The 25,244-nt window shown below is 73.8% G+C and carries 18 protein-coding genes; 9 read left to right on the forward strand and 9 right to left on the reverse strand.

The genetic code is table 11. The features are described 5' to 3' along the window. Positions 1-91: 91 nt before the first annotated feature. On the forward strand, positions 92-1,588 hold the full coding sequence (locus OG247_RS33725) for an NAD(P)/FAD-dependent oxidoreductase (RefSeq protein ID WP_327255739.1): 1,497 nt from the start codon (positions 92-94) through the stop codon (positions 1,586-1,588). Between the two features lie 70 nt (positions 1,589-1,658). Then, the gene (locus OG247_RS33730; RefSeq protein WP_327255740.1) at positions 1,659-2,036 is read left to right on the forward strand and encodes a VOC family protein; all 378 of its coding nucleotides are present in this window, start codon (positions 1,659-1,661) and stop codon (positions 2,034-2,036) included. 39 nt (positions 2,037-2,075) lie between these two features. On the opposite strand, the gene OG247_RS33735 is transcribed toward OG247_RS33730, so the two are convergent. Beyond that, positions 2,076-4,427 (reverse strand): immune inhibitor A domain-containing protein, encoded by a 2,352-nt coding sequence (locus OG247_RS33735; RefSeq protein WP_327255741.1) that lies wholly within the window; start codon positions 4,425-4,427, stop codon positions 2,076-2,078. 331 nt (positions 4,428-4,758) lie between these two features. Here OG247_RS33735 and OG247_RS33740 point away from each other — a divergent pair, with 331 nt between their 5' ends. The 4 genes from OG247_RS33740 to OG247_RS33755 all read left to right on the forward strand — a co-directional run bounded on the left by OG247_RS33740 (position 4,759) and on the right by OG247_RS33755 (position 12,955). Beyond that, a complete protein-coding gene (locus OG247_RS33740; RefSeq protein ID WP_327255742.1) occupies positions 4,759-6,024 on the forward strand; it encodes a hypothetical protein in 1,266 nt (421 codons plus the stop codon). Continuing rightward, a complete protein-coding gene (locus tag OG247_RS33745) occupies positions 6,021-8,093 on the forward strand; it encodes a VMAP-C domain-containing protein (protein ID WP_327255743.1) in 2,073 nt (690 codons plus the stop codon). The genes OG247_RS33740 and OG247_RS33745 overlap by 4 nt, the downstream gene beginning before the upstream one ends. Before the next feature lie 93 nt (positions 8,094-8,186). Further along, positions 8,187-9,275: an AAA family ATPase gene (locus OG247_RS33750; protein WP_442813678.1), complete on the forward strand. Its 1,089-nt coding sequence runs from the start codon at positions 8,187-8,189 to the stop codon at positions 9,273-9,275. Next, complete coding sequence (locus OG247_RS33755) at positions 9,272-12,955, forward strand: pentapeptide repeat-containing protein (RefSeq protein WP_327255745.1); 3,684 nt, start codon at positions 9,272-9,274, stop codon at positions 12,953-12,955. Before OG247_RS33750 ends, OG247_RS33755 begins: the two co-directional genes overlap by 4 nt. Before the next feature lie 11 nt (positions 12,956-12,966). On the opposite strand, the gene OG247_RS33760 is transcribed toward OG247_RS33755, so the two are convergent. From OG247_RS33760 to OG247_RS33770, 3 genes are all read right to left on the reverse strand, one after another. Further along, positions 12,967-13,740, reverse strand: a complete 774-nt coding sequence (locus OG247_RS33760) for a methyltransferase domain-containing protein (protein WP_327255746.1) — start codon at positions 13,738-13,740, stop codon at positions 12,967-12,969. A gap of 129 nt (positions 13,741-13,869) precedes the next feature. Further along, on the reverse strand, positions 13,870-14,652 hold the full coding sequence (locus tag OG247_RS33765) for a hypothetical protein (protein WP_327255747.1): 783 nt from the start codon (positions 14,650-14,652) through the stop codon (positions 13,870-13,872). After that, positions 14,652-15,914, reverse strand: a complete 1,263-nt coding sequence (locus OG247_RS33770) for a VWA domain-containing protein (RefSeq protein WP_327255748.1) — start codon at positions 15,912-15,914, stop codon at positions 14,652-14,654. Before OG247_RS33770 ends, OG247_RS33765 begins: the two co-directional genes overlap by 1 nt. Positions 15,915-16,046: 132 nt before the next feature. Here OG247_RS33770 and OG247_RS33775 point away from each other — a divergent pair, with 132 nt between their 5' ends. The 3 genes from OG247_RS33775 (at position 16,047) to OG247_RS33785 (ending at position 17,931) form a co-directional block, all read left to right on the forward strand. Further along, positions 16,047-16,967, forward strand: a complete 921-nt coding sequence (locus tag OG247_RS33775) for a LysR family transcriptional regulator (RefSeq protein ID WP_327255749.1) — start codon at positions 16,047-16,049, stop codon at positions 16,965-16,967. A gap of 112 nt (positions 16,968-17,079) precedes the next feature. After that, complete coding sequence (locus OG247_RS33780) at positions 17,080-17,238, forward strand: hypothetical protein (RefSeq protein ID WP_327255750.1); 159 nt, start codon at positions 17,080-17,082, stop codon at positions 17,236-17,238. Between the two features lie 12 nt (positions 17,239-17,250). Then, a complete protein-coding gene (locus tag OG247_RS33785) occupies positions 17,251-17,931 on the forward strand; it encodes a disulfide bond formation protein B (RefSeq protein WP_327255751.1) in 681 nt (226 codons plus the stop codon). A 118-nt stretch (positions 17,932-18,049) separates the two neighbouring features. On the opposite strand, the gene OG247_RS33790 is transcribed toward OG247_RS33785, so the two are convergent. The 5 genes from OG247_RS33790 to OG247_RS33810 form a co-directional block, all read right to left on the reverse strand. Further along, complete coding sequence (locus tag OG247_RS33790; protein WP_327255752.1) at positions 18,050-19,165, reverse strand: TDT family transporter; 1,116 nt, start codon at positions 19,163-19,165, stop codon at positions 18,050-18,052. Positions 19,166-19,340: 175 nt separating this feature from the next. After that, positions 19,341-20,270, reverse strand: a complete 930-nt coding sequence (locus tag OG247_RS33795; RefSeq protein WP_327255753.1) for a hypothetical protein — start codon at positions 20,268-20,270, stop codon at positions 19,341-19,343. After that, a complete protein-coding gene (locus OG247_RS33800; RefSeq protein WP_327257733.1) occupies positions 20,267-21,025 on the reverse strand; it encodes an RNA polymerase sigma factor in 759 nt (252 codons plus the stop codon). The genes OG247_RS33795 and OG247_RS33800 overlap by 4 nt, the downstream gene beginning before the upstream one ends. A gap of 83 nt (positions 21,026-21,108) precedes the next feature. Continuing rightward, positions 21,109-23,610 carry a protein kinase domain-containing protein gene (locus OG247_RS33805; protein ID WP_327255754.1) on the reverse strand — a complete coding sequence of 834 codons (2,502 nt, stop codon included), beginning with the start codon at positions 23,608-23,610 and terminating at the stop codon, positions 21,109-21,111. A 291-nt stretch (positions 23,611-23,901) separates the two neighbouring features. Further along, positions 23,902-25,233 carry an NAD(P)/FAD-dependent oxidoreductase gene (locus OG247_RS33810; protein WP_327255755.1) on the reverse strand — a complete coding sequence of 444 codons (1,332 nt, stop codon included), beginning with the start codon at positions 25,231-25,233 and terminating at the stop codon, positions 23,902-23,904. Positions 25,234-25,244: the final 11 nt, after the last annotated feature.

Below are 25,244 nucleotides of genomic sequence, written 5' to 3' on the forward strand. Positions count from 1 at the left end.
CCCGGTATGAGCCCGTCCGCCCCCGTCGAGCCTCCGGGCGCCCCGTCCGGGCCCTGACCAGGGCGCCCCGTCCACAGCCACACTCGGCGGCATGGACGACGACACGACGGACAACCACCTACGTACCACCGGCCCGCACACCGATTCCCAGGCCGATCCGCAGGCCGATCCGCAGGCCGGGCGCAGCGCCGAGCACCGCGCCGGGGACCATGCAGTGGTCCTCGGCGCGGGCATGGCCGGGCTGCTGGCCGCGCGGGTGCTCGCGATGCGGTTCTCCCGGGTCACCTTGATCGAGCGGGACGAACTACCGGAGGGCGAGCCGGTGTTGCGCCCCGGGATACCCCAGTCCCGGCACGCGCACATCCTGTGGTCGCGGGGTGTGGAGCTGATCGAGCTGATGCTGCCGGGCATCACCGACAAGCTGGTGGCGGCGGGGGCGGGCCTCTTCGACTCGCCGCGCGACTTCCTCTGGCTCAGCCCCGCCGACTGGTTCGGGCCGGTGTCCGGGGCCAGAGTCCTGCTCGCGAGCAGGGAGCTGCTCGACTCGACGGTGCGCGGGGAAGTGCTCCGCAACGCCCGCGTCCGGGTCCGGGCCGGTGCGGCCGCCACCGGGCTCGTGGCCGGGCCGGACGGCCGTACGGTCACCGGCGTGGAACTGCGCGGCGGCGAGCGGCTGGCCGCTCGGCTCGTCGTCGACGCGACCGGCCGTTCCTCCAAGGCCCCCGCCTGGCTCACGGCGCTCGGCCACCCGGCTCCGGTGGTCACCCGCTACGACTCCCATCTCGGGTACTCCAGCCGCTACTTCAAGATCCCGGAGGATCCGGGCCGGCGCTGGCAGGGCATGTACGTCCAGGGTCGGCCCGAACTCCCGCGCGGCGGGGTGCTGATGCCGCTGGACGGGGACCGCTGGCTGGTGACCCTCGTCGGCAACGGCGAACACGCCCCGCCCACGCGGGAGGAGGAGTTCCTTCCGTTCGCCCGGAGCCTGCGCAGTCCTGCCCTGTACGACGCCATCCGGGACGCGGTCCCGCTGTCCTCGCCCACCGCCTTCCGGAACAACATGAACGAATGGCGGCACTACGAGCGCCTGGAGCGCTGGCCGGACGGGTTCGTGGTCCTCGGCGACGCGGCCTGCCGGGTCAACCCCGTGTACGGGCACGGGATGACGGTCGCCGCGCTCGCCGCGGAGGCCCTGGCCAAGGAGATCCGCACCCTGGACCCGGAGCAGATCGCCGCGGCCTCCCGCCGGATCCAGCGCCGGACCCTCGCGGCGGCCGCCGTGCCCTGGCAGATCGCGACCAGCGAGGACATGCGCTACCCGGTGACGGAGGGACCGCCGCCGGACCGGGCCACGCGGATCCTGCAGCGCTACATGTCCCGGGTGATGGCGGGAGCCAACACCGATCAGGCGATAGCCTCCCGCTTCTTCGGCGTGCTGTCGCTCACTCGCCCGCCGGGCACCCTCCTGGACCCCGTCACGATGTTCCGCGTCCTGTCCAAGCGGCACCTCCCGGCCACCCCGGAAACCACGGCCTACCCGGCCCACCACGCCCCGCCGGCGGAGCGGCGCGAGCGCCGGAGCGCCTAAAACGTGTCCTTAAGCGTGTCCTTCGGATCAGGCCCGGCCCGATCCGAAGGACACGCCCTAGGATCGGCCCGTGATCGCCGAGATGCAGTGCGTGGTGCTGGACTGCCCCGACCCGGCGGCGCTGGCCGCGTTCTACCAGCGCCTGACCGGCGGGGAGGTGAACCGTCCGGACCGGCGCTGGGCGACCGACGCGACCTGGGCGACCCTGCACCTCCCGGCCGGCCAGGTCCTCGCCTTCCAGTACGCCGAGGACCACCGGCCGCCCCGCTGGCCGGACCCGGCCCGGCCCCAGCAGCTCCACCTGGACTTCGCCGTCGCGGACCTGGACGTGGCGCATGCGGAGGTCCTGTCCTGTGGGGCCACCCTGCTGGAGGGGGACCGGGTCGGCGAGGGCTGGCGGGTCTACGCCGATCCGGCCGGGCACCCCTTCTGTCTGGTGCGCCACTGACCCGCGGCCCCCGCCGGCCCCGCCTTCAGGCCGGGACGGTCACTTCGACGGGCTGAGCTGCACCGTCGTCAGAGCCCCGCCCGCGGCCTCCTTGACCACCGTGAGCCGGGTCCCGGTGTCCGGCACCTTGACCCCGAGCTGCGGCAGCGCCGCGTTCCAGTACGCCCCGTGGCGGTCGTCGAAGACGGGTACGCCGCTCCGGGCCGGGATCACGGTCGGTGCGCCCGCCTTGTGCAGGACGATCCGGTCGCTCCTCCCGAGGGAGAACGGTGCGTCGAAGGTCTGCGCACGCGCGTTGAGGAGCGTGCCGTCCGGGTGGGTCAGCGGCTCCGGGCGGGAGTCGACGGGCAGCAGCATGCCGCCGCCGGGGTGCGCCTTGGTGGTGTTGTCGCTGTACGCCGTGTCCCAGAGCCAGATCAGCACGCCCTGCTGGTACGGGTAGAACTCCACTTTGTCGCCCGTGAAGCCGAAGTTGTACGGTCCCGTCCGCAGCAGGCTGCCGTAGCCGGTGTAGCGGCGGTTCTCCACGAAGTACGCGCGCGGGTGCTGCTCGCTGCCCGTGCGGCCCTCCGTACGCGACCACTTGACCGCCGTCCAGCCGTTCGCTCCCTGCTCCGCCCCGTCGCGCAGCAGCTCCCGGCCGTCGCCGTCGCCCGCCGTGACGCGGATGTCGTCGAAGGTGACGCCCTTGCCGTGGGTGTTGCTGTCCGAGGTGACGCGCAGCCTCAACTGGACCGATGTGCCGCTGAATCGGGTCAGCGGGACCGAGAGCTGTGTCCAGCCCGCCGAGGTGCCGGAGATCCCCTTCGCCCCGATCGGCGTGGCGTCCACCGTGCCGGGCAGTGCCGTCCAGGCGGCCCCGCCGTCCGTGGAGGCCTCCACGGTCAGGTAGTCGAAGTCCTGCTCGATGTCGTACCAGAGGCGGGCGTCCAGACGGGCCGCCGTCCCGGCCGCGATCCCCGAGAGGTCGACCGTGCGCGACAGCGTGTTGTCCATGAAGTCGCCGGTGCCGCTCCACCACTGGCTGGCGCCCGCGTACGGCTCGACCAGATCGGTCGTGGTCGAAGACGGCGGCAGGTGCACCAGCAGGGCCTGCGGATCCTCGGTGTTGTAGCCGGACACTCCGAGCGTCGCCCGCGTCGTGCGGCCCGCGTCGGCCTCCGTGTACCGGAGCCAGCCCAGCTGCAGCTTGCTCCAGGGGTCGAGGTCGCCCGGGAACTCTCCCGTGGAATTGCGGCCCTTGCCCAGGTAGGACGCCGAGGACATCAGCGACCAGAAGTTGACGCTGTTGTCCCCGTCCGAGCTGTACAGGTCGGGCAGGCCCAGATCGTGCCCGAACTCATGCGCGAAGAGGCCCGCGCCGCTGTTCTCCCCGCCGGTCAGGTAGTCCCCGGCCCAGATGCCGGTGTCGCCGACCGGGGCGCCGCCCGCCTTGTTGCCCTCCGGGCCCGCGCTGCCGGCCTGGTTCCAGTAGGCGAACCAGCGGTGGGCCCACACGGCGTCCTTGCCCTGCGTACCGCCGCCCCAGGTCTGGTCCTTGCCCGCGTGGACGACGACGAGGTGGTCGAGGTAGCCGTCAGGCTCGTCGAAGTTGCCGTCGTGGTCGGCGTCGTAGCGGTCCCACACGTCGTACTCGGCGAGCTGGGCCTTGATCTGCTCGGGCGTACGGCCCTTTGCGCGCTCGGACTTGTACCAGGAGTCCGTGGCGTCCCGGATCATGTCCCAGTTGGTCCGGCACTGGCCCGACTCGGAGCAGTTGTCCGTGCCGTAACGGGCTTCGTTCCAGGGCAGCTTGACCCAGTCGGTCACCATGCCGTCCATGTCGTACCGGCCGGAGGACTGGAGCCGGTAGTAGGCGCGCAGGGACGCCGACTGCGGGTCGGTGGAGAAGAACTGCTTCTGGTAGAAGGACCGGTCGAAGTCCCTGCGCCACAGGGTGTGGTTGTCGTCCGAGGCGGGCTTGCCGATCGTGTTGTGCGCCGGGCCCGGGGCGCCGCCGAAGCGCGGCTTGCCCTCGAACTCGGTGGTGTTGTCCACCTGGTCGCCGAACTCGGCGAGGATCACGAAGACCTTGTCCTTGCGCTCCCGGGCCAGTTCGACGTACCGCTTGCCGACCTTGGCCAGGCGCGGCAGCCTGCCGTCGGCGTCGGCCCGCAGGCCGCCCGGACGGCCCGCGGCCACCTCCTCGAGGGCCTGGCGGCGCAGGGCCTGGCGCTGGAGCTCCAGGGGTGCGGGCGGCGGGGCGGCGGCCTGCTGGGCCTGCTGCTGATCGGCCTGTTGCTGCTGCCCGGCGGGCGTCGGGGCCGGTGTCGGGGGTGCGGTGGCGGCGAGCGCGGGGGCGGCGAGGAGGGCGAGGGATATCGCCGCTCCCACCGCAGCGAGTCTGCGCAAGGTAGCTGACCTTTCTGGAGGTTCGGGTCGGCCGGGTTGGCCGAAGCGGGAGTAATATTTCACATGTGACAGGTGATTGATAGGTGTGGGAGAGGTGGACGCCCGGTGCGGCCGGAGGCCGGGCAAGGCCGGGCGCAGCGAGGCGGGGGCCGCGCAGCGAGGCGGGGGAGCCGCGGAGTGGAGCGGGCGGGCGACCGTGTGCGGCCAGGGCGGACGCCCGGTGTGGCAGGGCGTCCGCCCTGGCCCCCGAACTCGACGTTCCGAGGGCCCCGTTCGCCGCGCGGCGCTATCGTGCCGAGCGGGGACGACTGTGCGAGGGGGCGGAGCCGCGATGCGATTTCTGTTTGTGCACGGCACGGGGGTGCGGCGCGAGCGGCACGACCTGCTCTTCGCCCTGGTCCGGGACCGGCTGTCCGCCCGGTTCCCCGGGGCGGCCGTCGACTCCTGCTTCTGGGGGGAGCGGTACGGGGCCGCCCTGAGCGCCCAGGGCCGTTCCGTGCCCGGACTGAGCGCGCCCGGCGCGGGCCCCGGCCCGGACGACGAGGAGATCGCCGAGTGGGGGCTGCTGATCGCCGACCCGCTCTGCGAGCTGCGGGTACTGGCGGAAGCGGGCTGGGACACCGGAGCCGACGGCCACCCCGACGGCCACCCCGACGGCGCGCCCGATGACGACGGCTTCGCCATGCCCGGCGTCCAGTCCGCGGGCGAGCACGTACTGGACCTGCTCGCCGAAGTCTCCGGGGTCCCCGACGGCGGCGAACAGGCCGCGTTACTGCTCGGCACCGGCCTCGCCGCCGGATTCCCCGCCGCCCTGAAGACCGTCTCCCGTTCCGCCGAGGCCGCCCGCGCCGGAGCCCGGGCCACCGGCCAGCCGCAGGCCCGGGAGCTGGCCAAGGCCCTGGCCCGCGCGGTGACCGCCGCCGCCCTCGCCTCGGCCGGAGCCGAGGCCGACTGCACCGGAGCCGAACGCGACCGCCTCGTCGAGCTGATCACCACCCGCCTCGGCGGCGACGCCCGGGTCCCCGGCGCCCGGGCCGCCGCCGTCCTCGGCCGGCTCGCCCTGCGCGTCACCACCCAGCCGCTGCTCAACGCCTGGCGCGGCTCCCTCACCGTCGGGGCCACCCCCGCCCTCGGCGACATCCTGCGCTACCAGGCCCGGGGCGCCGACCTCCGCGCGTTCCTGCACGAGCGGATCACCGCCGAGCCGGGGCCGACCGTACTCATCGGCCACAGCCTCGGCGGCATCGCCCTGGTGGACCTCCTCGCCCTGGCGGCCGCCCGCGGCGAGCCGGTGCCGGGAGTCGAACTGCTCGTCACCGTCGGCTCGCAGGCACCCTTCCTCCACGAACTCGGCGCGCTGGCCGGGATCGTGCCGGGCACCAGGCTCCCGTACGCCTTCCCGCGCTGGCTCAACGTCTACGACCGCCAGGACGTGCTCTCCTACCTCGCCGAGCCCGTCTTCCCCGGCGACCCGCGCGTCAGCGACCAGGAGATCGGCAGCCGCCAGCCCTTCCCGGCCTGCCACAGCGCCTACTGGAAACAGGACGCCCTCTACGCACGCATCGAACAGGCGGTGGCCGAAGCGGAGATCGGGTGAATCCCCTCGACCTGCTGCCCGCCGACCTGGGGCCGCGCACCTTCGCGCTCGTCGCCGGGGTCGAGAGCTACGACGTCAGCCGCCACTGGAACCTGCGCGGTCCGGCCCGCGACGCCCTGCGGTTCGCCCGCTGGCTCACCGGACCGGGAGAGGTGCCGCCGGACCACGTACGGCTGTTGCTGTCCCCGCTCGACGACCCGGACTCGCTCGACTGGTCGGCCTCCGCCGCCCTGCGGGCCTTGCGCACCACGCACCGCCCGGCGACGGAGGCGAACGTGAAAACGGTGCTGTTCGACGAACTCCCCGCGTGCGAAGGAGATCTGCTCGTGATCTTCTGGGCCGGGCACGGCTACACGGAACCGCGCCGCGGGGAACTGATGTTGCCTTCCGCGGACGCCAGGCCCGGCCAGATCCGCCACCTCAACCTCGACTCCGCACTGCGCTGGTGGCGCACCAACCTCGTCAAGCGCGAGCTCTTCCGGTACCAGGCCGCCCTGGTGGACGCCTGCCGGGTCGACGCACCCCGCGACGCCCGGTGGAACTTCGGCACCAGCGACTACGGCGGCGGCGCCACCGTCCCGGGACGGCGCCAGTTCCGGCTGTACGCCTCCCGCGAGGGCGAGGCCGCGAAGAACGACGCCGAGCGCGGCGCGGGCCGCTTCACCGAGGAACTCCTCGCCGAACTCGGCGAACGCCCGGTGCGCGAGGCCGTCTCCGGGCTCGCCGACACCGCCCGCTCCATCCACCGCACCTTCCTCGGCCTGCGCGAACGCGGCGAAGGCTGGCAGCTCCCGCAGTTCGTCGTGGACCGCGACTGGGACGCCTGCTCCTTCCTCGAGGACGATCTCCCCGGAATGCCGCCGCCGCGCGCCGGCCGCCTCGACCAGGCCGCCTGGGACGGACTCGGCGAGCTCTTCGAGGACCGCGACCTGCCCCGCTGTGCCTACGAGGCGTACCTGTGGGCGTTCAAGGCGGCCGGCTGCGCGGCCCCCGCCCGGGGCGGACTGCCCGGCGACACCCTGCTGGAGGTGGTCCAGGACCTCGACGAACGCCACGGCGGGCCGGGCGGGATGCCGCTGCCGGTGCCCTTCGTGCGGTTCCTCGGAGAACAGGGCGCGGCGGGAGACGAGCCGTGGGCGGCCCGGCTGCGCGACTGGGTACGGGCCACCCGCGATCGCCTGGGCCTGCCCGCGCTGCCGCCCCCGCCCCCGCCGCCGCGCAGGACGGCCCTGCACGTGCGGCTGGAGACGCCGCCGGGCGGGGAGGACGGGTTCCTCGCCCGGATGTGGCTGCGGCGGGAGGCGACCGAGCACATCTGGGAATCGGAGGGGGAGCCGGTCCGGCTGGACGCGGTACGGGACGTACTCGTAGGGCAACTCATCGCGGCGAACAGGGCGTTGGGAGTCGACGCGGAGGCCGGGCGGCCGTCCGGCGCGGTGGAGCGGATCGAGTTCCACGTGCCGTACGAGCTGCTGGACCTGGACTTCGACCAGTGGCCGGTACCGCGCGGCCCGGGCAGGCGGACCCGGCCCCTGGGGGTGCTCTACCAGGTGGTGGTGCGCTGCCCGCAGGAGCGCGAGTACAGCGGCGCCGAATGGCGCGGCAAATGGCGCTGGCTGTGGGCCCAGGGCGGCCGGCACCCGGAGGCGGTCCGCGTGGTGGCCGACGCGGACGCGGCCGACGGGCTCGGCATGGAACTGGGCGCGGGGCCGGCGCCCGCGTGCGTACTGGCGCACACCCGGGCCGGGGCGCGGACGGCGGCGGTGGTGGAGGCGGTCCTGGAGGGCGGTGTCCCGGTGGCCCTGTGGCACCGCGGCCCCGCTCCGGGCGGGCCCGCGGACGACCTGCTCGCCCTGCTGGTGCCGGCCGGCGAGGACGGGCGGCCGCCCGACCCCGGCGCACTCGACGTGCTCGCACTGCCCGCCCGCGTGCGCGCGGTGCGCCGGGCGGCCGCCGTCGCGGGCGCGGGCGCCCCCGGAGGCGATCGCCGACAGCCGCCGGGGGGAGACCGGTTGGTCCTCCTGTGGGACGATCCCGACGACACCCTCACCCTGCGGTCCCTGGCTTGAACCCGATCCCGCTCCCGACTTCGCATCCGCACCGATCCCGATGACCGCTCGCGGCGACGGCCCGCGACACCGACGATGGAGGCAGAGGCTGTGGTGAAGGACTGGTGGCTGTACCAAGGGACCGGCGAGGCCGCCGAGCGCCGGGCCAGGCTCGAGGCCGGACCGCCACCGCCCTGGCGCGACTTCAAGGGCGTCCCCGACCCGGGGTACACGCCCCCCGGCTGCGAGGGACCGGCCTGGGAGCGCACCTGGCGGCGCGGCGAGGGATACGTACCCGACGAGCTGGAGAAGGACGTGGTCAACACGGCCCTGCACCTGCGCCGGCCGCTGCTGATCACCGGCAAGCCGGGTGTCGGCAAGTCCACGCTCGCCTCCAGCATCGCCGCCGACCTCGGCCTGGGACCCGTACTGCACTGGCCGGTCACCAGCCGCACCGTCCTGCGCGACGGCCTGTACCTGTACGACGCGATCGGCCGGCTCCAGGAGGCCGGGCTTGAGCAGCTGCGCACGCCCGGCGCAGAGCCGCCCGCGGCCCACGGGCACGGTCCCGCCCCGGCCGACGGGCACGTTCCCGCCCCGGCCGACGGCGGACCGTCCATCGCCCGCTACCTGCGTCTCGGCCCCCTCGGCACGGCTCTCCTGCCCCAGGACCGCCCCCGCGTCCTGCTCGTGGACGAGATCGACAAGAGCGACATCGACCTCCCCGGAGACCTTCTGACCGCCTTCGAGGACGGCGGCTTCGTCATCCCCGAGCTCGCCCGCCTCGTCAAGGAGGCCCCCACCGTCGCCATCGGCACCGACGACGACACCGAGGAGGTCGTCCGGATCTCCCAAGGCCGCGTCCAGTGCCGGTACTTCCCCATCGTCGTCCTCACCAGCAACGGCGAACGCGATTTCCCGCCCGCCTTCCTGCGCCGCTGCGTCCGGCTCCACCTGGACCCGCCGGGACCCGACAAACTCGCCCGCATCGTGCGCGGCCGGCTCGGCGTCGACATCGAGAACAGCGACGAGTACCGCGATCTCGTCCGGAGCTTCCTGGAACGCGCCGAGGACGGCGACCTCGCCACCGACCAGCTCCTCAACGCCATCCAGCTCCGGCTGGCCGGCGCCTGGTCCGCCCCCGGCGACCGCGAACGCTTCCTCGCCACCGTCATGCACCACCTCACCGGACCCTCCGCGTGATCGAGAAACTCCTCGCCGCCCTGGCCGAAGGCGCCGAGGACAACAGCCCCCGCCCCGGAGTCGGAGCGGAGGAGATCGCCGACATCCTGTGGCTCGCGACCAGGGTCGACGCGGCCGGCCCCCGCCCGGATCCCCCCGGGTCACCCCCGGCGGGCGGCCCACAACCAGCCCCCGATGGCACGGAGTTACCCGCCAAGGCGCGCGGCGGCGCCGTCGAACCGGGCGTCCAGTACTTCCCCGCGGCCGCACCCGCACCCCCACTCGCACCCCCCGCCCCCGACGGCCCCGCGGAGCCCGCCGCCGGCCGGGCCGCCGGAGGCACCCCGGGCGGCGCGCCCGCGTCGCCCGCGCCGGCCGCGCGCCGGGGCACCGCGGTGCGGCTGCCGCGCGCCGCCACCCTCGACGACCCGCTCGCCCTGATGCGCGCCCTGCGGCCGATCGGCCGCCGCAGCATCGGCGGCCCGGGGGAGGAGCTGGACGAACAGCTCACCGTCGAGCGCAGCATCGAGCGGATGGTGCTCACCCCGGTCCTGCGCCCCGCCGAGAGCCGCTGGCTGGACGTGGCCCTGGTCGTCGACTCCCACCACTCGATGCTGCTCTGGTCCGACCTGGTGGAGGAGGTGCGCGGAGTCCTCACCCGCAGCGGGGTCTTTCGCGACGTACGGACCTGGCGGCTCACGGGGACCGGCCCCGGCGGCGCCCCCATGGTCGCGCACCATCGCGACAGCCCGCCCCGCAACCCCCTGGAGCTCGTCGACCCGGCGGGCCGGCGGCTGATCCTGGTGCTCTCCGACACGGTCGCCGGCGGCTGGCGCGAAGCCCCCCTGCGCGGTGTGCTCCGGCAGTGGTCGGCGCACAACGCCGTGGCCGTACTGAACGTCCTGCCCGAGCGGCTCTGGACGCGCGGGGCGGTCCAGCCGGTCCCCTTCGCCGTGCGCGCGGACCGGCCCGCGGCGGCCACCCGCTCCTGGCAGCGCGTCCCGATCGCCCGGCGGGCCCGCGGCGGCGGGGCGGTGATCCCGGTCGTCGGCATCGCCTCCGGAAGCCTGGCCCGGCTGGTGCGGGTGGTGTCGGGCGACGGCCGCTGGCGGCGGCTCGCGTGCCTGCGCCTCGACGCGGAACCCGCGCGCGGGGGCCCGTACGGGACACCCGGGGCCCCGAAGTTCTTCCCGGACCCCCTGGAGGCGGTGGAGCGCTTCCGTGCGAGCGCCTCGCCGACGGCCCAGCGCCTCGCCGACCACCTGGCCGCCGTACCCCTCACCCTGCCCGTGATGACCCTCGTACGCCGCTCCCTGCTGCGGGACTCCGAGCACGGACACCTCGCGGAAGTCGCCCTGGGCGGGCTGCTCGCCCCTTGGGATGGTGAACAGGACGCCGACACCGCCCAGTTCGAGTTCCTGCCGGGCGTACGGGAAGCCCTGCTCGGGTCGCAGCTGCGCGGGGACGTGGCCGCCGTGCGGGAGTTGGTGCGGCGGCGCGTGTGGGAGTACATGTCCCACACGCGCGGCACCGGCCGGGACTTCACGGCGATCCGACGCGGACCCCGGGGCGGTGGGCGCCGCGAACTGGCCCCGGAGGCACTGCCGTTCGCCCTGGCCGCCGGGCCGGTGTCAGGTCTGGCCGACCGGGTGGTGAGGGTCCGCTTCGAGCCGCATCGGGAGCAGGCGGTGGGCGTGCTGTTGTCGCCCCGACTGGTGCTGACGATCGGCGAGGCGGCTCAAACCCAGCGGACGAGCGCCACCGCCTGGGTCCGGGTCGGGGAACAGGAGTTCCTCTGCTATCAGACCTGGGGAGACGGGGCGGCGCCCCAAGTGCTCCTGCTGGTGTCCGACATGGACCTCGTGGACCCGGCGGACTGGACGGAGCCGGCCTGGGCGGAGGGGTTCGCGGCCCCCGGGGAGCACCTGGTCGTGGACGGCGCGACCGACCAGGGCGAGGCGGTGGCGCTGACCGGCGAAGTCCTCCCGTACGAGGGGGAGCGCAACGGGGAGCTCGTCCGGCTCTCCGCCGAACCGGAGGTCTGGACCCACTACGCGGGCTCCCCGGTCTCCCGCGACGGCCTGCTGGCGGGCATCGTGCACAGCGTGTTGCCCGACCGGATGGTGTTCCTGACGGGGCAGGCGCTGATGGAACAGCCCGGATTCCGCGAGGTCGTGGCGGCGCACCGGGCCTCAGGGAGCGAACGCTCGGGTGTCTGCCTGGCAGTTCGCATCCATGTGCACCTGGGGCCGATCCACCGGTCGGTGGAGGAGGTGGTGAGCGGCATCCTCCTGCGGGCGCAGGGGGAGCCCGACGAGGGCGGCCGGGTGCGCTCCAATGGAGACGGGGTTCTGTTCGTCCCCATCGAGGATCCGGGTGCTCTCGGAAGGTCCGGCGTGATGCTGGCCGCGCTCCCCGGGGAACTGGAGCGGCTGCGCGCAGGTTCCGGCGAATGGGAGATCTCCCTGGTGGTGGCCCTGGCCAGAGGGCTGTTCACGCCCGACATGCAGGGCCCGGCGGCGCACGAGGCTCACGTGTTGGTCCGCCGCATGGAACACCTCGGCGTGCGGCTCCGTTCCGGAGAGCCGGGAACGCTCGTCATCGTGAAGGGCGAATCGCTGCTCGGTGTCGGCGGGCTGGAATCCCTCGCGATCGAGCCGATGCCACTCGCGGAGCGGCATCCGCGCGGGTGGATCTGGACCGACTCGCCCGCCGAGGTGGGCCGGGCGCTGATCGATGCCGAGCTGAGGACCGAGGACCCGGGCGTCGGCTGGCCGCGCTGCGGGTACGGCGGCACGCAGGCGGATCCGGGCGGCTGCATCGGTATCCGACTGCCCGGCCGCCTGCGCTGCCTCACCCACGTGTCGGCGGTGGAACGGGCCGAGTACCTCCACGCGCTGCGGCCGGGCTCGGAGGTGGACTTGCGGGGCACCACCTTCAGCGACGACCTGCTCGACCAGCTGCTGCTCGCGCTGCGCGAGCCCGGGGTGCGGCAGGTGAGGACGGGCCAGGCCCTCTTCGACCGGGCGCGTTTCACCGGTGACTGGGCCACGCCCGGGGGCGAGTTCGGGGGACGGGTCTCCTTCGATCGGTCCGTCTTCGAGGGGCAAGCGGCGTTCGAAGCGGCTCACTTCAGGGGAAGTGCCTCCTTCGGCCGGACCGACTTCCGGCGCGGCGCGACCTTCGACGCTGCCGTGTTCGACCGTGAAGCGCGTTTCGTCAGGGCGGACTTCAACGGCAACGCCGGATTCGCGGAGGCCGTGTTCGTCCAAGACCTGGACATGACCGGGGCCGAGGTGTGGGACAGGGCGCGGCTGGGCCGGATGCGGGTGGGCGGTGCCGCCGACCTCGCGCACACGGTCTTCCACGGCCACAGCGACTGGAGGCGGACCACCTTCCTGGGGCCCGCCACCTTCGCGTCCACCGTATGGGGCTCCGGCGCGGTGTTCGACCAGGTCCGCTTCGAGGGCCGGGCCTCCTTCGACCACGCCACCTTCGCCGGACCGACCTTCTTCAAAGGCACGTTCTTCGCGGACCGGGTGACCTTCGACGCGGCCGACTTCGCGGACCACGGGGAGTTCATGAACACGACCTTCGCCGATCGCACGGGGCTGCCCGAGGCGTGGCGGACCCTCCTGCCGCCGTCGGGCGCCGCGACGTTCACCCTGGGCGGCGCGGCTGATGGAGGCACAGAGGCCTGAGCCGCTGAGCGCTATCCGCTCCGCCGGAGCAGGAAGAAGAGGCTGGGCCCGAAGTTGAGGGCGGCCAGCGGGCTCTGGACGCGCTGCTCGACCGCCAGCAGGCGGTCCTCGCCCAGGCTCCGCTTCAGCCGGCCGCTGCGCATGTTGGACACGGACAGCTTGTCCTCGACCCGCAGCCCGGCGTCCGCGAACTGCCGTACGACGGTGTCGGGATGGTGGTTGACGAAGGGGATGCTGCCCTCCGCCACCTTCTCGGCGGAGCGGATGTCCACGGGCCCGCGCGGGACACCGCGCAGCCGCTTCGCGTAGCGCAGCTTGTTCAGCATGTGCGCGGAGTTGGCCACCTCGATCAGGGCGCGTCCGCCGGGCTTCAGCACGCGCGCCATCTCGCGCAGCGTGGGGCCGGGGTCGGGCAGGTGGTGCATGACGCGGATCATGGAGAGGAGATCGGCCGAGCCGTCGTCCAGCGGAAGGTGGCCGGGGCGCATGTGGTGCGCCGTGATCCCGGGCCGGTCGGCGAGCAGCCGGCCGGCGATGGCCACGTGCTTGGCGCTCGGGTCGAACATCATGACCCGGTCCGCGTACTCCTTGAGGAGCGGGCTCAACCGCCCGAACCCGCCGCCCACTTCGCAGACGAGTCCGTAACGGCGGCCGCCGATCAGTCGTTTGACCGCGGCTATCTCCGCCGCGTGTTCGTAGTCGCGCCCCTGCCAGTAGGCGACGTAGTCCTCCGACTCGTCGTCGTACTGATCGCCCCGTGCTTCACCGCTGTCCATGTCGTCCATGTGCCGCCCCCCGCATGTGCGTGTGTGGCGCATCATCTCGGCGGATTCCGGGGGAGGCAACGGCTCCGGCGTGTGGATGCTGCGCGGATTTCCGGGTGCGGGGCCCGTGGGCCCCGCACCCGGGCGGGATCAGGCGGTGGGCGGCACCCGTCCCGGTCGGCCCGCGCCGCGGGTCAGGCGGTAGCCGCCGATGCCCGCGAGGGCGGCGAGCAGGCCGCCGGCCGCCGTCCAGAGCCAGCGGTCCGACCACCAGGTGCCCGACCAGCCGTCGGCCGGTGCGACACCGGACGCCGTGCCGGCGCCGGGGACGATCGGCACGGCCAGGGTGTTGTCGGCGGCGTAGGCGCCGCCCATGTCCTCGGCCTCGGCCCGCAGGCGTGCCCGTACCGGCTGGCCGAGGTCCTCCTGCGCGAGGTCGGTGACCGTGAGCCGGACGTAATAGGCCCCCGGCAGCGGGTCGTTGGCCCACTGGTCGGCGCCCGAGCGGACCGGGCGCAGGGTGCACGACAGGTCGACGGTAGCGGCGTCCTTGGCGGCCGTACCGGTCTGCGTGCCGTACATGCAGGGCTGGCGGCGGCGCAGGCCGTCGTACACGTCGAGCTGCCACGTGGAGGCGGAGTGCCGGCCCGTGGCGGCGGGCAGGGTGACCGAGGCCCGCAGGGTGGCGCGCTGGCCCGAGTCCAGGGGGAGCACCCAGTAGAGGTAATCGCCCGTGGAGGCGTCGGCCGTGGCCTCCTGCCCCAACTGGAGCGGGGTGGCGGTACGGAAGGCCGTTCCGGCCTCGGTCGGACCCTTCCCGGCGCCGCTCGGGCTCGGCGACGGCGAGGCCGCCACCCCGAGCAGGCCGCCGCCCACGAGCAGGGCGGCGGTCAGCGCGCGTCGCACGCTTCGGTCATGTCTCAGGGCACTCATCAGTTGGTCCTCCAGACCGCGATACGCCAGCGGGAGACCCAGCCCCACACCAGTCCGGCGAGGAGGCCGGTGAGCGCCAGTGCGCCGAGCAGCCACCAGCCGCGCCCGAGGCCGAAGGAGGCCACGTCGGAGGCCGCGTCCGGTCCGTCCACCACGTCGATGGTCAGCTCGACCGGCATGCCCGGGGTGGTTTTCACCGAGGCGGGCGCCGAGAAGGAGTTGCTGACCTGGAGGCACACGGTCTCGGCCGGCTCCTCGTCGTCGTCGCTGCCGGCCTTGGGATAGCGCAGCCCGGACGAGATCAGGTCGGTCCGCCCGTCACCGGCCTCCTGGCCGCGTACGATCTCCCGGCCGCTCTGCGTCGTGGCGCGCAGCAGCACGCCGTAGTCGTTGTTCACGGCGCGGTCGGACCCGATGCTGACCGAGGCCCGCAGTTCCCGGCCCGGGGCCACGGAAACCCGGTACCAGCGGTGCTCCCCGAAGCTCTCGCGGTCGCTGTAGAGCCCGGGCTTCAACTCCGGCGCGCCCGCGCACTGCTTGGCGCCCTCGGTGGCCACCGGATTGACCACCGGTGTGGCCGCCCGGCCCACCAACTGCTTGACCCTGCCCGACAGTTCCGCCGTGTGCTGCACGGAGGTGTACGTGCCGCCCGTGGCCTCGGCGATACAGATCAGCTGGTCGCGGGTCTTGACGTCGGGAACCAGCCCGAGCGTGTCGATGACCAGGTGGATCCCCTGGGCCGCGATGTCCCGGGCCACTTCGCAGGGGTCGAGCGGGGCGCAGGTGTCCTCGCCGTCGGTGATGAGCACGATCCGCCGGGTGGCGTCGCCGCCCTTCAGGTCCTCGGCGGCCCCCAGCAGCGCCGGTCCGATGGGCGTCCACCCGGTGGGGGCCAGTGTGGCCACCGCCGTCTTGGCCTCGGTCCGGTCCAAGGGGCCCACCGGATAGAGCTGCTTGGTGTCCTTGCAGCCGAGGTTCTTGTCGGGGCCGGGGTAGTTGGCGCCCAGGGTCCGTATGCCGAGCTGCACCTCGTCGGGTACGGCGTCCAGTACCTCGTTGAACGCCTGTTTCGCGGCGGACATCCGGGTCTGTCCGTCGATGTCCCGCGCCCGCATCGAGCCGCTGACGTCCAGCACCAACTCGACCTTGGGCGCTTCCTTGGCCACCGGCTCACCGGCGGCGGCACCTGACGGGAACAACCCGACAGCGAGGGTGACGAACAGGCCGCACGCACTGGCCCTCACCCATCTTCTAGTGATCATCGCCGGATCGTATTGAGATTCCCCGCACCCACCAAACCGAGCACCCGTTCGGCAGGCTCATGGATCCGCCACCGGCCGGTGCCGCGCGGCGCGGCACCGGGACGGCCGACCAGGGATCCATAGAATGGCTCTATGCCCATCTCTCCGCGCGTCCCGGACCTGCCCGCCCTCGACCTGCTGCTCAGCGTCATCGAGCTCGGCAGTCTGGGGCGGGCCGCCGAGGCACACGGCATCAGCCAGCCCTCGGCCAGTTCCCGCATCCGCTACCTGGAGAAGCTCGTCGGCCTGCCCGTACTGGAACGCTCCTCACTCGGCTCGAAGCCCACCCCGGCCGGGGCGCTGATCGCCGAGTGGGCCCGGACCGTGATCGACGCGGCGCACGAGCTGGACGCCGGCATCGGCGCCCTGCGCGAACGGCGCAGCTCCCACCTGAAGGTCGCGGCCAGTCAGACGGTCGCCGAGTACCTGGTCCCCAAGTGGCTCATCGGGCTGCGGGCGCAGCACCCCGCCACCAGCGTCGCCCTCGAATCGGGCAACTCCGCCGACGTGGCCCGCGCGGTCCTGGACGGCCGCGCCGAGCTGGGCTTCATCGAGAGCCCCCGCGCGCCGAAGGGGCTGGAGAGCCACGCGGTGGCCAGGGACCGGCTCCTGGTCGTGGTGGCGCCGGCGCACCCCTGGGCCCGGCGCACCGCCATCACCCTCGACGAACTGGCCACCGCCTCGCTGATCCAGCGGGAGGCGGGATCGGGTACGCGCACCGCCTTCGAGCGCGCGATCACGGCCCACCTGCCCGACTGGAAGCCCTCCGCCCTGCTGGAACTGGGCTCCACCACCGCCATCAAGACCGCCGTGGCCGGCGGCGGGGGCCCCGCCGTGCTCAGCTCGCTCGCCGTCGCCGACGAGCTGGCCGCCGGCACCCTGCGGTCCCCGACGGTCACCGGTCTCGAACTCGGCCGCTCGCTACGCGCCGTCTGGCCCACCGGCCGGCGTCCGACCGGGCCGGCCCGGGACCTGTACGCCCTGGCCCGCAGGCAGCTCCCCGCGGGGGCGTAGGCGGCGGAAGGTCATAGATCCGCTCTATGGATCCATTGATCCGTTGCCACTACCGGGCCGGAACTCCCCGCCGGAGGATGAACGCGTAAGCCTCCGATGAAGCAGGGACACCATGTACACCATCCTCTTCCTCCTGATCTCCGTATGCGTCCTGGCGGTCGTCCGTGACGGGCCGGGCAGGACACGGCTCCTGCTGTGGGCGGGAACCCTGAGCGTCACGCTCCTCGGCTTCCTCCCCCACCTCGACCGCGCCTTCAACCTGAGCTTCTGAGGAGGAGCAGGAATGCCTATCACCGAAACCACCGAAGCCACCGCGACCGCCGCGACCGCCGCGACCGCCGAACCCACCGCCACCCCCGTCGTCCGCCCCGCCGGGCTCTCGCACCGCCTCGGCCTCTGGTTCGCCCACGCCTACGTCCTCGGCATGTGCGCCACCATAGGCGGCGCCTACGTCTTCCAATTCGGGCTGTGGGAGTACCCCTGCCCCATGTGCCTCCTGCAGCGGATGTTCATGCTGCTGAGCGCCATCGGGCCCGCCATGATCATCGCCCGCTCCCGGAAGGGACCGGTGACCACCCGAGAGTTCGCCTCCGGCTGGGGCGTCGCCATCGTCTCGGCCCTCATCGGCGGGACCGTCTCCGGCGCACAGGTGCTGATGCACATCGCCCCCGGGGACCCCGGGTACGCCGGCGCGCTCTTGGGCCTGCACCTGTACACCTGGGCCGCCATCACCTTCTTCCTGGCCGCCCTCGCCGCCGGCGTCAACCTCGTCCTGGCCGATCAGGCCGCACCCCTGGATGCCGCGGCCGGCTCGCCCGCCCTTCGCCGCGCCGCCACCCTCACCCTGGCCGTCCTGGCGCTCTTCGCCGTCAGCAACTTCGTGGCCTGCTTCTTCCTGCAGGGATTCCACTGGCAGATGCCCGGAGACCCCACCAGCTACCAGTTCTTCACCGACCTCTTCTGATTTTCCCCCCGCACATGCCGATTCCCCGGCCGGCCACCTGGCCCGGCACGGGGCATCGGCATGTCCGGATCCCGCGGGTCAGAGTCCCGCAGGCCCGGATCCCGCAGGCCCGGATCCGCTACGTGGCCGGGGCGAGGGTGCCGGCGAACAGTCCGCGCAGCGTCTGGATCCCGGCCGTGAGCCAGGCCAGCACGAGGAACACGTACAGCCCACCCGCGAGCCAGGCGCAGGCGGTCAGCCCGGTGTGCCGTGCGAGCCCCTCCGCGCCGGTGACACAGGTGCCGACGGGGAAGGTGAGGGCCCACCAGGTCATCGAGAACCCCATGCCCTGGCGCCGGGCCCGCAGGACCACCGCGCCCGCGAGCGCGAACCACAGCAGGGCGAAGCCCATCGTCGGCACCCCGTAGAGCACCGCGAGCATCCTGAAGCCCTCGGCGTAGGGGGCCGGGAGCACCTGCGGCGCCGCGTCGGCGAAATTGTTCGCCGCCGTCGTGGACTGCCCCAGCGGGCCGAGCACCAGGAAGAGCGTGGGCGTCAGGGCGAGCGGCAGCCGCGGGCCCGCCAGCAGCCGGGCGAAGACGATCGGCAGCAGGCACAGCGTCGCCAGCAGGCTCATGCCGAACATCGCGTAGCAGCCGAGCAGGAGGGCCTGCTGCCACTGGCCGGCAGGCAGGTGCGGGAGCAGGAGCGGTCCGAGCGCGGCGGCGACCATGGGCGCGACCACGGGCAGGATCCACACCGGTGAGGCGCTGCCCGGCTTCAGCTCGTGCCGCAGCGCCATCAGATAGGGGATGGCGGCGGCCACCAGCAGCCCGACGGCCGTGCCGGCCGTGTAGAGCACCGCGTCCACGGCGACGGCCGCGCCCAGTCCGATCCAGTCCTTCCCGATCAGCAGCGTGCCCGCCCCCACCGCCAGCAGGGCCATGGAGAGGCAGCCGTAGAACGGTGCCACCGTCGGATCGAGCAGATGGGCGCGCGCCTGGTCGCCGTGGCGGGCCCAATGGACCGTCCGGGTGACGAGGAGCACCGCCAGCATCACCGCGGACAGGGCCCAGACCACCGTGCACGCCGTACGGAGCCCCGGGATGTGCCAGGGGAGGGCCACACCGGCGTTGGCCACGATGGCCGTGCCCATCACGCTCGCGTACCAGTTCGGGCCGAGCTGTCGCACGCGCGAGCCCCGGGATCCGGTCAGGGTGGGGAGCGCGGAACTGGTCCGGGAGGGTGCCGTCATACGTCAACGGTGACCGGCCGCGCTCACCCCGACCAGTCGGCGTCCCGGCGGACGGGGCCGCGGGGCGCAGGCGGGACGACGGGGAGCCGGAGGCTTCCCCGGCGTTCCGTACGCTGCCGGCGCAGGCGCGATCCGGCGATGGCGGTGAACACGGACTGGATGGCCACCAGGTACATCAACCGGCGGTGGACGAACTGCCGGGGCGGCAGCCTCCACAGCGGGCCGGGGGTCCCGGCGGCCGGGTGCGGGGACCGTGCTGTCCGGCGCTCGGCCCCGGGGTGACGGGACGCCGGCTCGGATCGGCTTTGCCGGGGTGCTTGGGGGTGGCGGCCCGTGGGTTGCGCGTCGGTGCGGAGGCACTCGGTTCCGGCTCGCCGCCCTGGACGGGAGCGCAGTAGTCCCGAACACCGGACCGGCCGCCCGCCGCCGCGACCAGCGCGGTGAACCGCCGCTCGGCCAGCACCTCCTCGGGGCGCGGACCCGGGGCGCGGGTGAAGGCCCGGCACAGCTCGGCCAGGTCCGCGGGCAAGTCCGCGGGCAACGCCTCGGACGAGCGGCCGGACGCCCCGGGGGACGGCGCGGGAGACGCCCCGGGGGGCGGCGCGTCCGCGAGCAGGGTGTTGGGCGTGGGGGAGGAGGCCGGGAGGGCGTGCTCGGGGGCGCTGCCGAGGATGGTCGGCAGGCTGCCCGTGCCCGCCGCGACGGCCACACCGCCGAGGGCGGCGGCCAGTACGGCGGCTGCGACCTTCGCGCCGAGGAGCGTCGCCGGGGTCGGCAACGACCGCCTCGAGGAGGCCGGTACGGGTCCGGAAGCGGAAGCGGAAGCGGATGCGGGTCCGGATGCGGGTACGGCCGAGGCGGCGAGGCGGGCGGTCCGGAACATGGCGAGGGCTTCCGGCTCGCCGGACAGTTCGTTCTTGCCCGCCGGAGCGGCGGCTGCGGCGAGCAGCCCCGCGAGGGCTTCGTGACGGTCCGAGGGGCCGTGCGAATCCGCCGACTCGGATACATCGGACGCACCCGGCGTGCCCGGGGCCTGCGACCGGGCACCGGCGAGCAACTGCTCGGCCGTGGCGCGATCGATCCGGCGGGATCGGTGGGTGCTCATGTCGTGCCCTTCAGCGTCGGAGCCGTCGTCGGTGTCACTCCTGGGGCGGAAGTTTCTTCGGACCGCCCCTGACCACCCGGTTCACCCGGTCTGCCCCCGCTGCCCGCGGTCTCCGCCGTCTCCGCGCCCTGCTGTTCGAGGAGTTCGGCGAGCTTGCGCAGCCCGCGGTGCGATGCCATCCGTACCGCCCCGGCCCGTTTCCCCAGCACCCGCGCGGCGCCGGCCGCGTCCAGGTCCATGACCACCCGCAGCAGCACGGCCTCCGCCTGATCGCGGGGCAGGAGGGAGATCAGGGCGAGTGCCGCACCGGTCCCGATCGTGGTCAGCGCGGCGCCCTCGGTGTCCTCCGCGGCCGCCCGGTCGTGCAAGTACTCGACCGGTACGCTCACGGCCGGCCTGCGGCGACGTCGCCGCAGCAGGTCCATGGCCCGGTTCCGGCCGATCGTCGACACCCAGCCGCGGAACCCGTCGAAGTCCCCGCTGAACGAGCCCAGATCCCGGGATATCTGGAGCCAGGCCTCGGAAGCCACGTCCTCCGCGTCCTCGCCGACCAGGACGGTCAGGTAGCGCAGGAGCACGGGCTGTACCGCACGGAACAGGGCCTGGAAGGCCGCCTCGTCCCCCTGCTGCGCCGCCAGCACGGCGCCCGTCATGTCTCCCGGGGAGCCCTGGGTTCCCGGGGCAGCCCGGGTCCCCGGTATGCCCGCTCCGCTGTCGGCTCCGCCGAACTCCTCCGCACTGTGCACGCGGGACATCATGCGGCACCGGGGCCCGGGGGCTCATCCCGGCGCGACGGCCCGCCTTACTCGGACGGCGAGAGGTCCCGTGCCGACAGGCCCTAGACCGGGGAGGGTTCGACGGAGGACCACCCCTTGGCGGTGGGAGTGAAGACGATTCCGCCCACCACCAGGAAGCCGGACGGGCCGTCCGTCCCGGGGCGGACGCCGCCCGGGACGGTGAACCGGCCCGTCTGCTTGCGGGAGGCCAGGTCGATGACCATCCCCGAGGTCCGGCAGCGTACGTACGCCAGCCCATCGGTCACCACCACCGCGTTCGCGGCCTCCGGGCGCTCCGGGTCGGTGCACTCCTTCGCCAGCGGAATCCGCCACACGGCGCCGCCGGACTCCTGGTTGAGCTCCATGAAGCCCGGATCGCCGCCCGCCGCGGTCGCCATCAGGTACACCTTGTCCCCGGCCGCGGCGGGCCCGGACAGGGTCGTTCCGGCGTACGGCAGGTCGGCGCTCCGGCGCTGGGCCGGCTCACCGCGCAGCACGCCGGCCCCGTTCTCCTTGCTGCACAGGAAGACGGTCGCCTCGTACAAGTCCCTGGCCAGCGTCAGTCCGCGGGTCTCGCACGTCCCCGGCATCGCGAAGCGGGTGCCGTCCTGGGGAGTCCCGAACGGCAGCTTCTTGCCCGTGGCACCGTCGAGGGCGGTCACGAAGGTCTGGAAGCCCATGTCGGCCTTCTGGGTCCGTCCTTGTACGTACACCCGGTCCCCGTCCACGCGCAGCGCCGGGTAACCGTCCTCGGACCCGGACACCGCCTGCTGCCACAGGAGCTTCCCGTACCGGGTCTCCAGGGCGGTGACCGTGCCCGACGCGGAGACCGCGAACACGCGGCTGCCGGCCGCGTCCAGGACCGCCCGCTTCAGCTTCTCCTTGGTGGGGAACTCCCAGCGGGGCGTGCCGTCGACGAGGTCCAGCGCGGTGAACGCCTTGCTGCCGGGCACGATCACCGTGTGGGTGCCGGTGACCGCGCCGGGGGCCACGAGCGGAGCCTGCCCTTCCACGGAGTCCTGCAACAGCTGCCCCCACAGGAGCTCGCCGGTCGCCGCGTTGAACCGGCTGAGTCCGTCGCCCGGAAGCTCCTTGCCGGGGCGGAGCTGCGTACACACCAGTGAGGAGTCCGCGTACACGCAGGCCCCCTCGTCCTTCGCGCCGTCCCAGGCCCGCCATCCGGCGGGGCGCCGGGCGGGCGCGTCCGCGTAGGCCCGGCTGCCGGCCGGGCTGCCGCCGTCGGTGGCCACGTAGGGGGCCAGGGTCCCGGTGACCGACGGCCGGGAGGGCGTACGCGTGGCGGCGCCGGAGGAGCCGGGGAGTACGGAGGGCCCGGTGGACGGAGCAGGGGCCTTGGCGTCGTCCCGCGTGCCGCCGTCCCGTGGGGCGAACCCCAGGAAATAGCCGCCGCCGACCAGCAGCGAAGCCACGAGCAGCCCGGTGAGCAGGGTGCGTCTGCGCGGCCCGGACATCCGCCGGGGCCGCAGGCCCGCCGGGTCTCCGGCGGGGCCGGTCGGTGGCCCCGACGGCCGGGTGAGCAGCCCTTCGACGTCCTCTGCCCCCTCCCGGGAGGCGGCGGTCGAGCCCGCAGGGCCCCGGGTTCCGTCCGCGTCTGCCCTTGAGTCCGCATGCGCGACGGCACCGGCCTTCGGCTCCGCTTCGGCGCCGGCCCGCGAGCCGGTCCAGGTCCCGGCTCCGAGGGGTTTACGGTCCTCCCCATCCGGGTCCCCGTCCCCGCGGAGCGGGCTCTCCCAGTCGGGCGCCGGGATCCGTGCCAGCGCGGCCAACAGCTCGTCCGGTCCCGGCCGGGCTGCCGCCTCCTTGGCCAGGCACGCCCCGACCACGGCCCGTAGCGCATCGGCCAGCCCCGCGATGTCCGGCGCCTCCGACACCACGCGGTAGGCCGTCATGTAGTGCGACTCCGCGTCGAAGGGCCCCCGCCCGGTCGCCGCGAACACCAGCACCGACCCCAGCGAGAACACGTCCGACGAGGCCCGCACCCGGGCCGGAGCGGACAACTGCTCCGGCGACATGTACGGCGGCGTCCCCAGGATCTGCCCGGTCGAGGTCAGCGTCTGCTGCCCGGCCGCCCGCGAGATCCCGAAGTCGATGACCCGCGGCCCGTCGTCCGTCAACATCACGTTGTCCGGCTTCAGGTCACGGTGGATCACCCCGGTGGTGTGCAGCTCGCGCAGCGCCTCCACCAGTCCCAGCGCGAGCACGCGCAGTTCGCTCCCGCGCAGCGGCCCGTCCGCCTTCACCCGCGCGCCCAAGGTCCACCCCGGCACCAGCTGGGTGGCCATCCAGGGCCGCTCCGCGTCCGGGTCGGCATCCACCACCGCGGCGGTGAAGGCCCCGCTCACCCGCCGGGCGGCCGCCACCTCCTGTCGGAACCGGGTCCGGAACTCCGGGTCGTCCGCGAACTGCTGGTGCACCAGCTTCACCGCGACGAGCCGACCCGAAGCGGCCCGCCCCGAGTACACCGTCCCCATCCCGCCGGAACCCAGCCGGGCGATCAGGACATACCCGCCGATCGCGCGCGGATCCCCGTCCCGCAGTGTCATGTCCCGCCCCGCCCACCCGAGTACGTCCGTCGGCGGCACCCTATCCCGGACCTGCGCAATCACAAGCTGAAGGCACCGGGCCCCCGCCGACCCGCAGACGTCACGCCGAACGCAAGGCGTCCGGGGGAGAGACCCGGGCGGCCCGCAGTGCTTCATCGCGCGGCCAGGTGCCGCCACGCACCACGGCGAGGTCGCGGCCACGCCCCGCACGGGCGGGGGACGACGGTCCGCGTCCTCCTGCCGGCCCGCGACAGGGGCGGAGTCCACAGGAGTTGATCCGGCCGGGCAGTGTCAGACGGCCCCCCTGGCGTCCTCCGCGCCGTGGCCGCCCCGTGAGCCGTCCCGCGTGCCGCCCCGTGAGCCGTCCGGCGGTACGGGCGCCTCCCGATGTCTGAAGTTGACGACCATGGCCTTGGCCATCGCCAGGGGGTTCAGGAAGCGCACCGGACCGATCAGGCGGGAAGCGAACAGGTGCATGTGCCGCGCCATCGCCTCATCGCGGGCCGCCGCCGAGAACACCAGCCGCTCCCCGGGATTGAACGGACGGGCCTTGGCGAAGTCGACGGCCAGGCGCTGGTGGCCGCGAAGGCGCCACTGGTGTCTGCGCGCGTACCGTGCGAGCGATCTGTCGAGCCTGCCCCGGCCGGTCAAGGCCGGGGCGACCGCCTCGGCCAGCCACTGCGCGCTCTGCAGGGCCCACCCGCATCCCACGCCCCACAGGGGGTCGCCGGTGAGGGCCGCGTCGCCGACGAGGGCCAGGCCCGGTGCGGTCGGCTTGCGCATGAGGAGGGGGTAGTCGATCGTGCCGATGATCTTCGAAACGCGCTCGGCCGCATCGATGGGCGGCGCCTCGGGCAGGGCGCGGACGAACGCGGAGAAGCTGCCCTCCAGGTCTTCCCGGAAGGCCGGGAGCTTCTCCTTCTCCGGGAGCACCGCGATGACCGTCACCCCGTCGTCGTTCGGGAACGCGTACGCCATGTCGGGTTCGAGGAACCAGGTCTGGCCGACCCCGCCGGGCAGCGGAAGGCCGCGGTAGTGCGCGAGGTAGCCGAACCGCGTGTTCTCGTACGTCCAGGTGCGGAGCCCGGCGAACTCCGCCACGGGCGAGTCCTTTCCGTCGGCGCCGACGACCAGGCGGGCCCGGATCTCGCGCTCGCCGTGCGGGGTCGACGCGCGGACCCCGGCGGTCCGTCCGGCCTCCCGGAGCAGCCCGGTCACGCGGTGGCCGAGAAGCAGGTCGACGCCGGGGGTCCGGGCCGCACGGGATCTGATCAACGGGTCGAGGGTGCTGCGCCGGACGTTGTACCCGTACGGCAACTCGGGTCCGCCCGCCGCCGCCTTCGGTGTGATCCACCCCCAACGGGTGTACCAGCGAGCGGCGTTGCTGAGCGCTCCCGCCTCCTTGAGGGCGGGGACGAGGCCGAGTTCGTCCAGCACCGGATGGGCGTTGGCGGTGATGGAGTGGGTGCAGAGCACCTTGTACGCCTCGGGGTCCGAGCGGCGTTCCAGCAGGGCGACGCGGACCCCGCGTCGAGCGAGCAGGATCGCCGCGGCACTGCCGGCGAGACTGGCTCCGCTGATGACGACGTCGTAGTCGTGTTCCGCGTTCTCAGGCATGGGCATGCGCTGATCGC

Origin of the sequence: Streptomyces sp. NBC_01244 (assembly GCF_035987325.1) — a bacterium.
Lineage (GTDB): Bacteria > Actinomycetota > Actinomycetes > Streptomycetales > Streptomycetaceae > Streptomyces.

Excerpts from the sequence above, each read along its gene's own strand:
- OG247_RS33740 (WP_327255742.1), top strand. The coding sequence starts at position 4,759 with ATGCGATTTCTGTTTGTGCACGGCACGGGGGTGCGGCGCGAGCGGCAC.
- OG247_RS33780 (WP_327255750.1), top strand. The coding sequence starts at position 17,080 with ATGTACACCATCCTCTTCCTCCTGATCTCCGTATGCGTCCTGGCGGTC.
- OG247_RS33795 (WP_327255753.1), bottom strand. The coding sequence starts at position 20,270 with ATGAGCACCCACCGATCCCGCCGGATCGATCGCGCCACGGCCGAGCAG.
- OG247_RS33790 (WP_327255752.1), bottom strand. The coding sequence starts at position 19,165 with ATGACGGCACCCTCCCGGACCAGTTCCGCGCTCCCCACCCTGACCGGA.
- OG247_RS33805 (WP_327255754.1), bottom strand. The coding sequence starts at position 23,610 with ATGACACTGCGGGACGGGGATCCGCGCGCGATCGGCGGGTATGTCCTG.
- OG247_RS33760 (WP_327255746.1), bottom strand. The coding sequence starts at position 13,740 with ATGGACGACATGGACAGCGGTGAAGCACGGGGCGATCAGTACGACGAC.
- OG247_RS33725 (WP_327255739.1), top strand. The coding sequence starts at position 92 with ATGGACGACGACACGACGGACAACCACCTACGTACCACCGGCCCGCAC.
- OG247_RS33775 (WP_327255749.1), top strand. The coding sequence starts at position 16,047 with ATGCCCATCTCTCCGCGCGTCCCGGACCTGCCCGCCCTCGACCTGCTG.
- OG247_RS33785 (WP_327255751.1), top strand. The coding sequence starts at position 17,251 with ATGCCTATCACCGAAACCACCGAAGCCACCGCGACCGCCGCGACCGCC.
- OG247_RS33810 (WP_327255755.1), bottom strand. The coding sequence starts at position 25,233 with ATGCCCATGCCTGAGAACGCGGAACACGACTACGACGTCGTCATCAGC.
- OG247_RS33765 (WP_327255747.1), bottom strand. The coding sequence starts at position 14,652 with ATGAGTGCCCTGAGACATGACCGAAGCGTGCGACGCGCGCTGACCGCC.
- OG247_RS33770 (WP_327255748.1), bottom strand. The coding sequence starts at position 15,914 with ATGATCACTAGAAGATGGGTGAGGGCCAGTGCGTGCGGCCTGTTCGTC.
- OG247_RS33800 (WP_327257733.1), bottom strand. The coding sequence starts at position 21,025 with ATGTCCCGCGTGCACAGTGCGGAGGAGTTCGGCGGAGCCGACAGCGGA.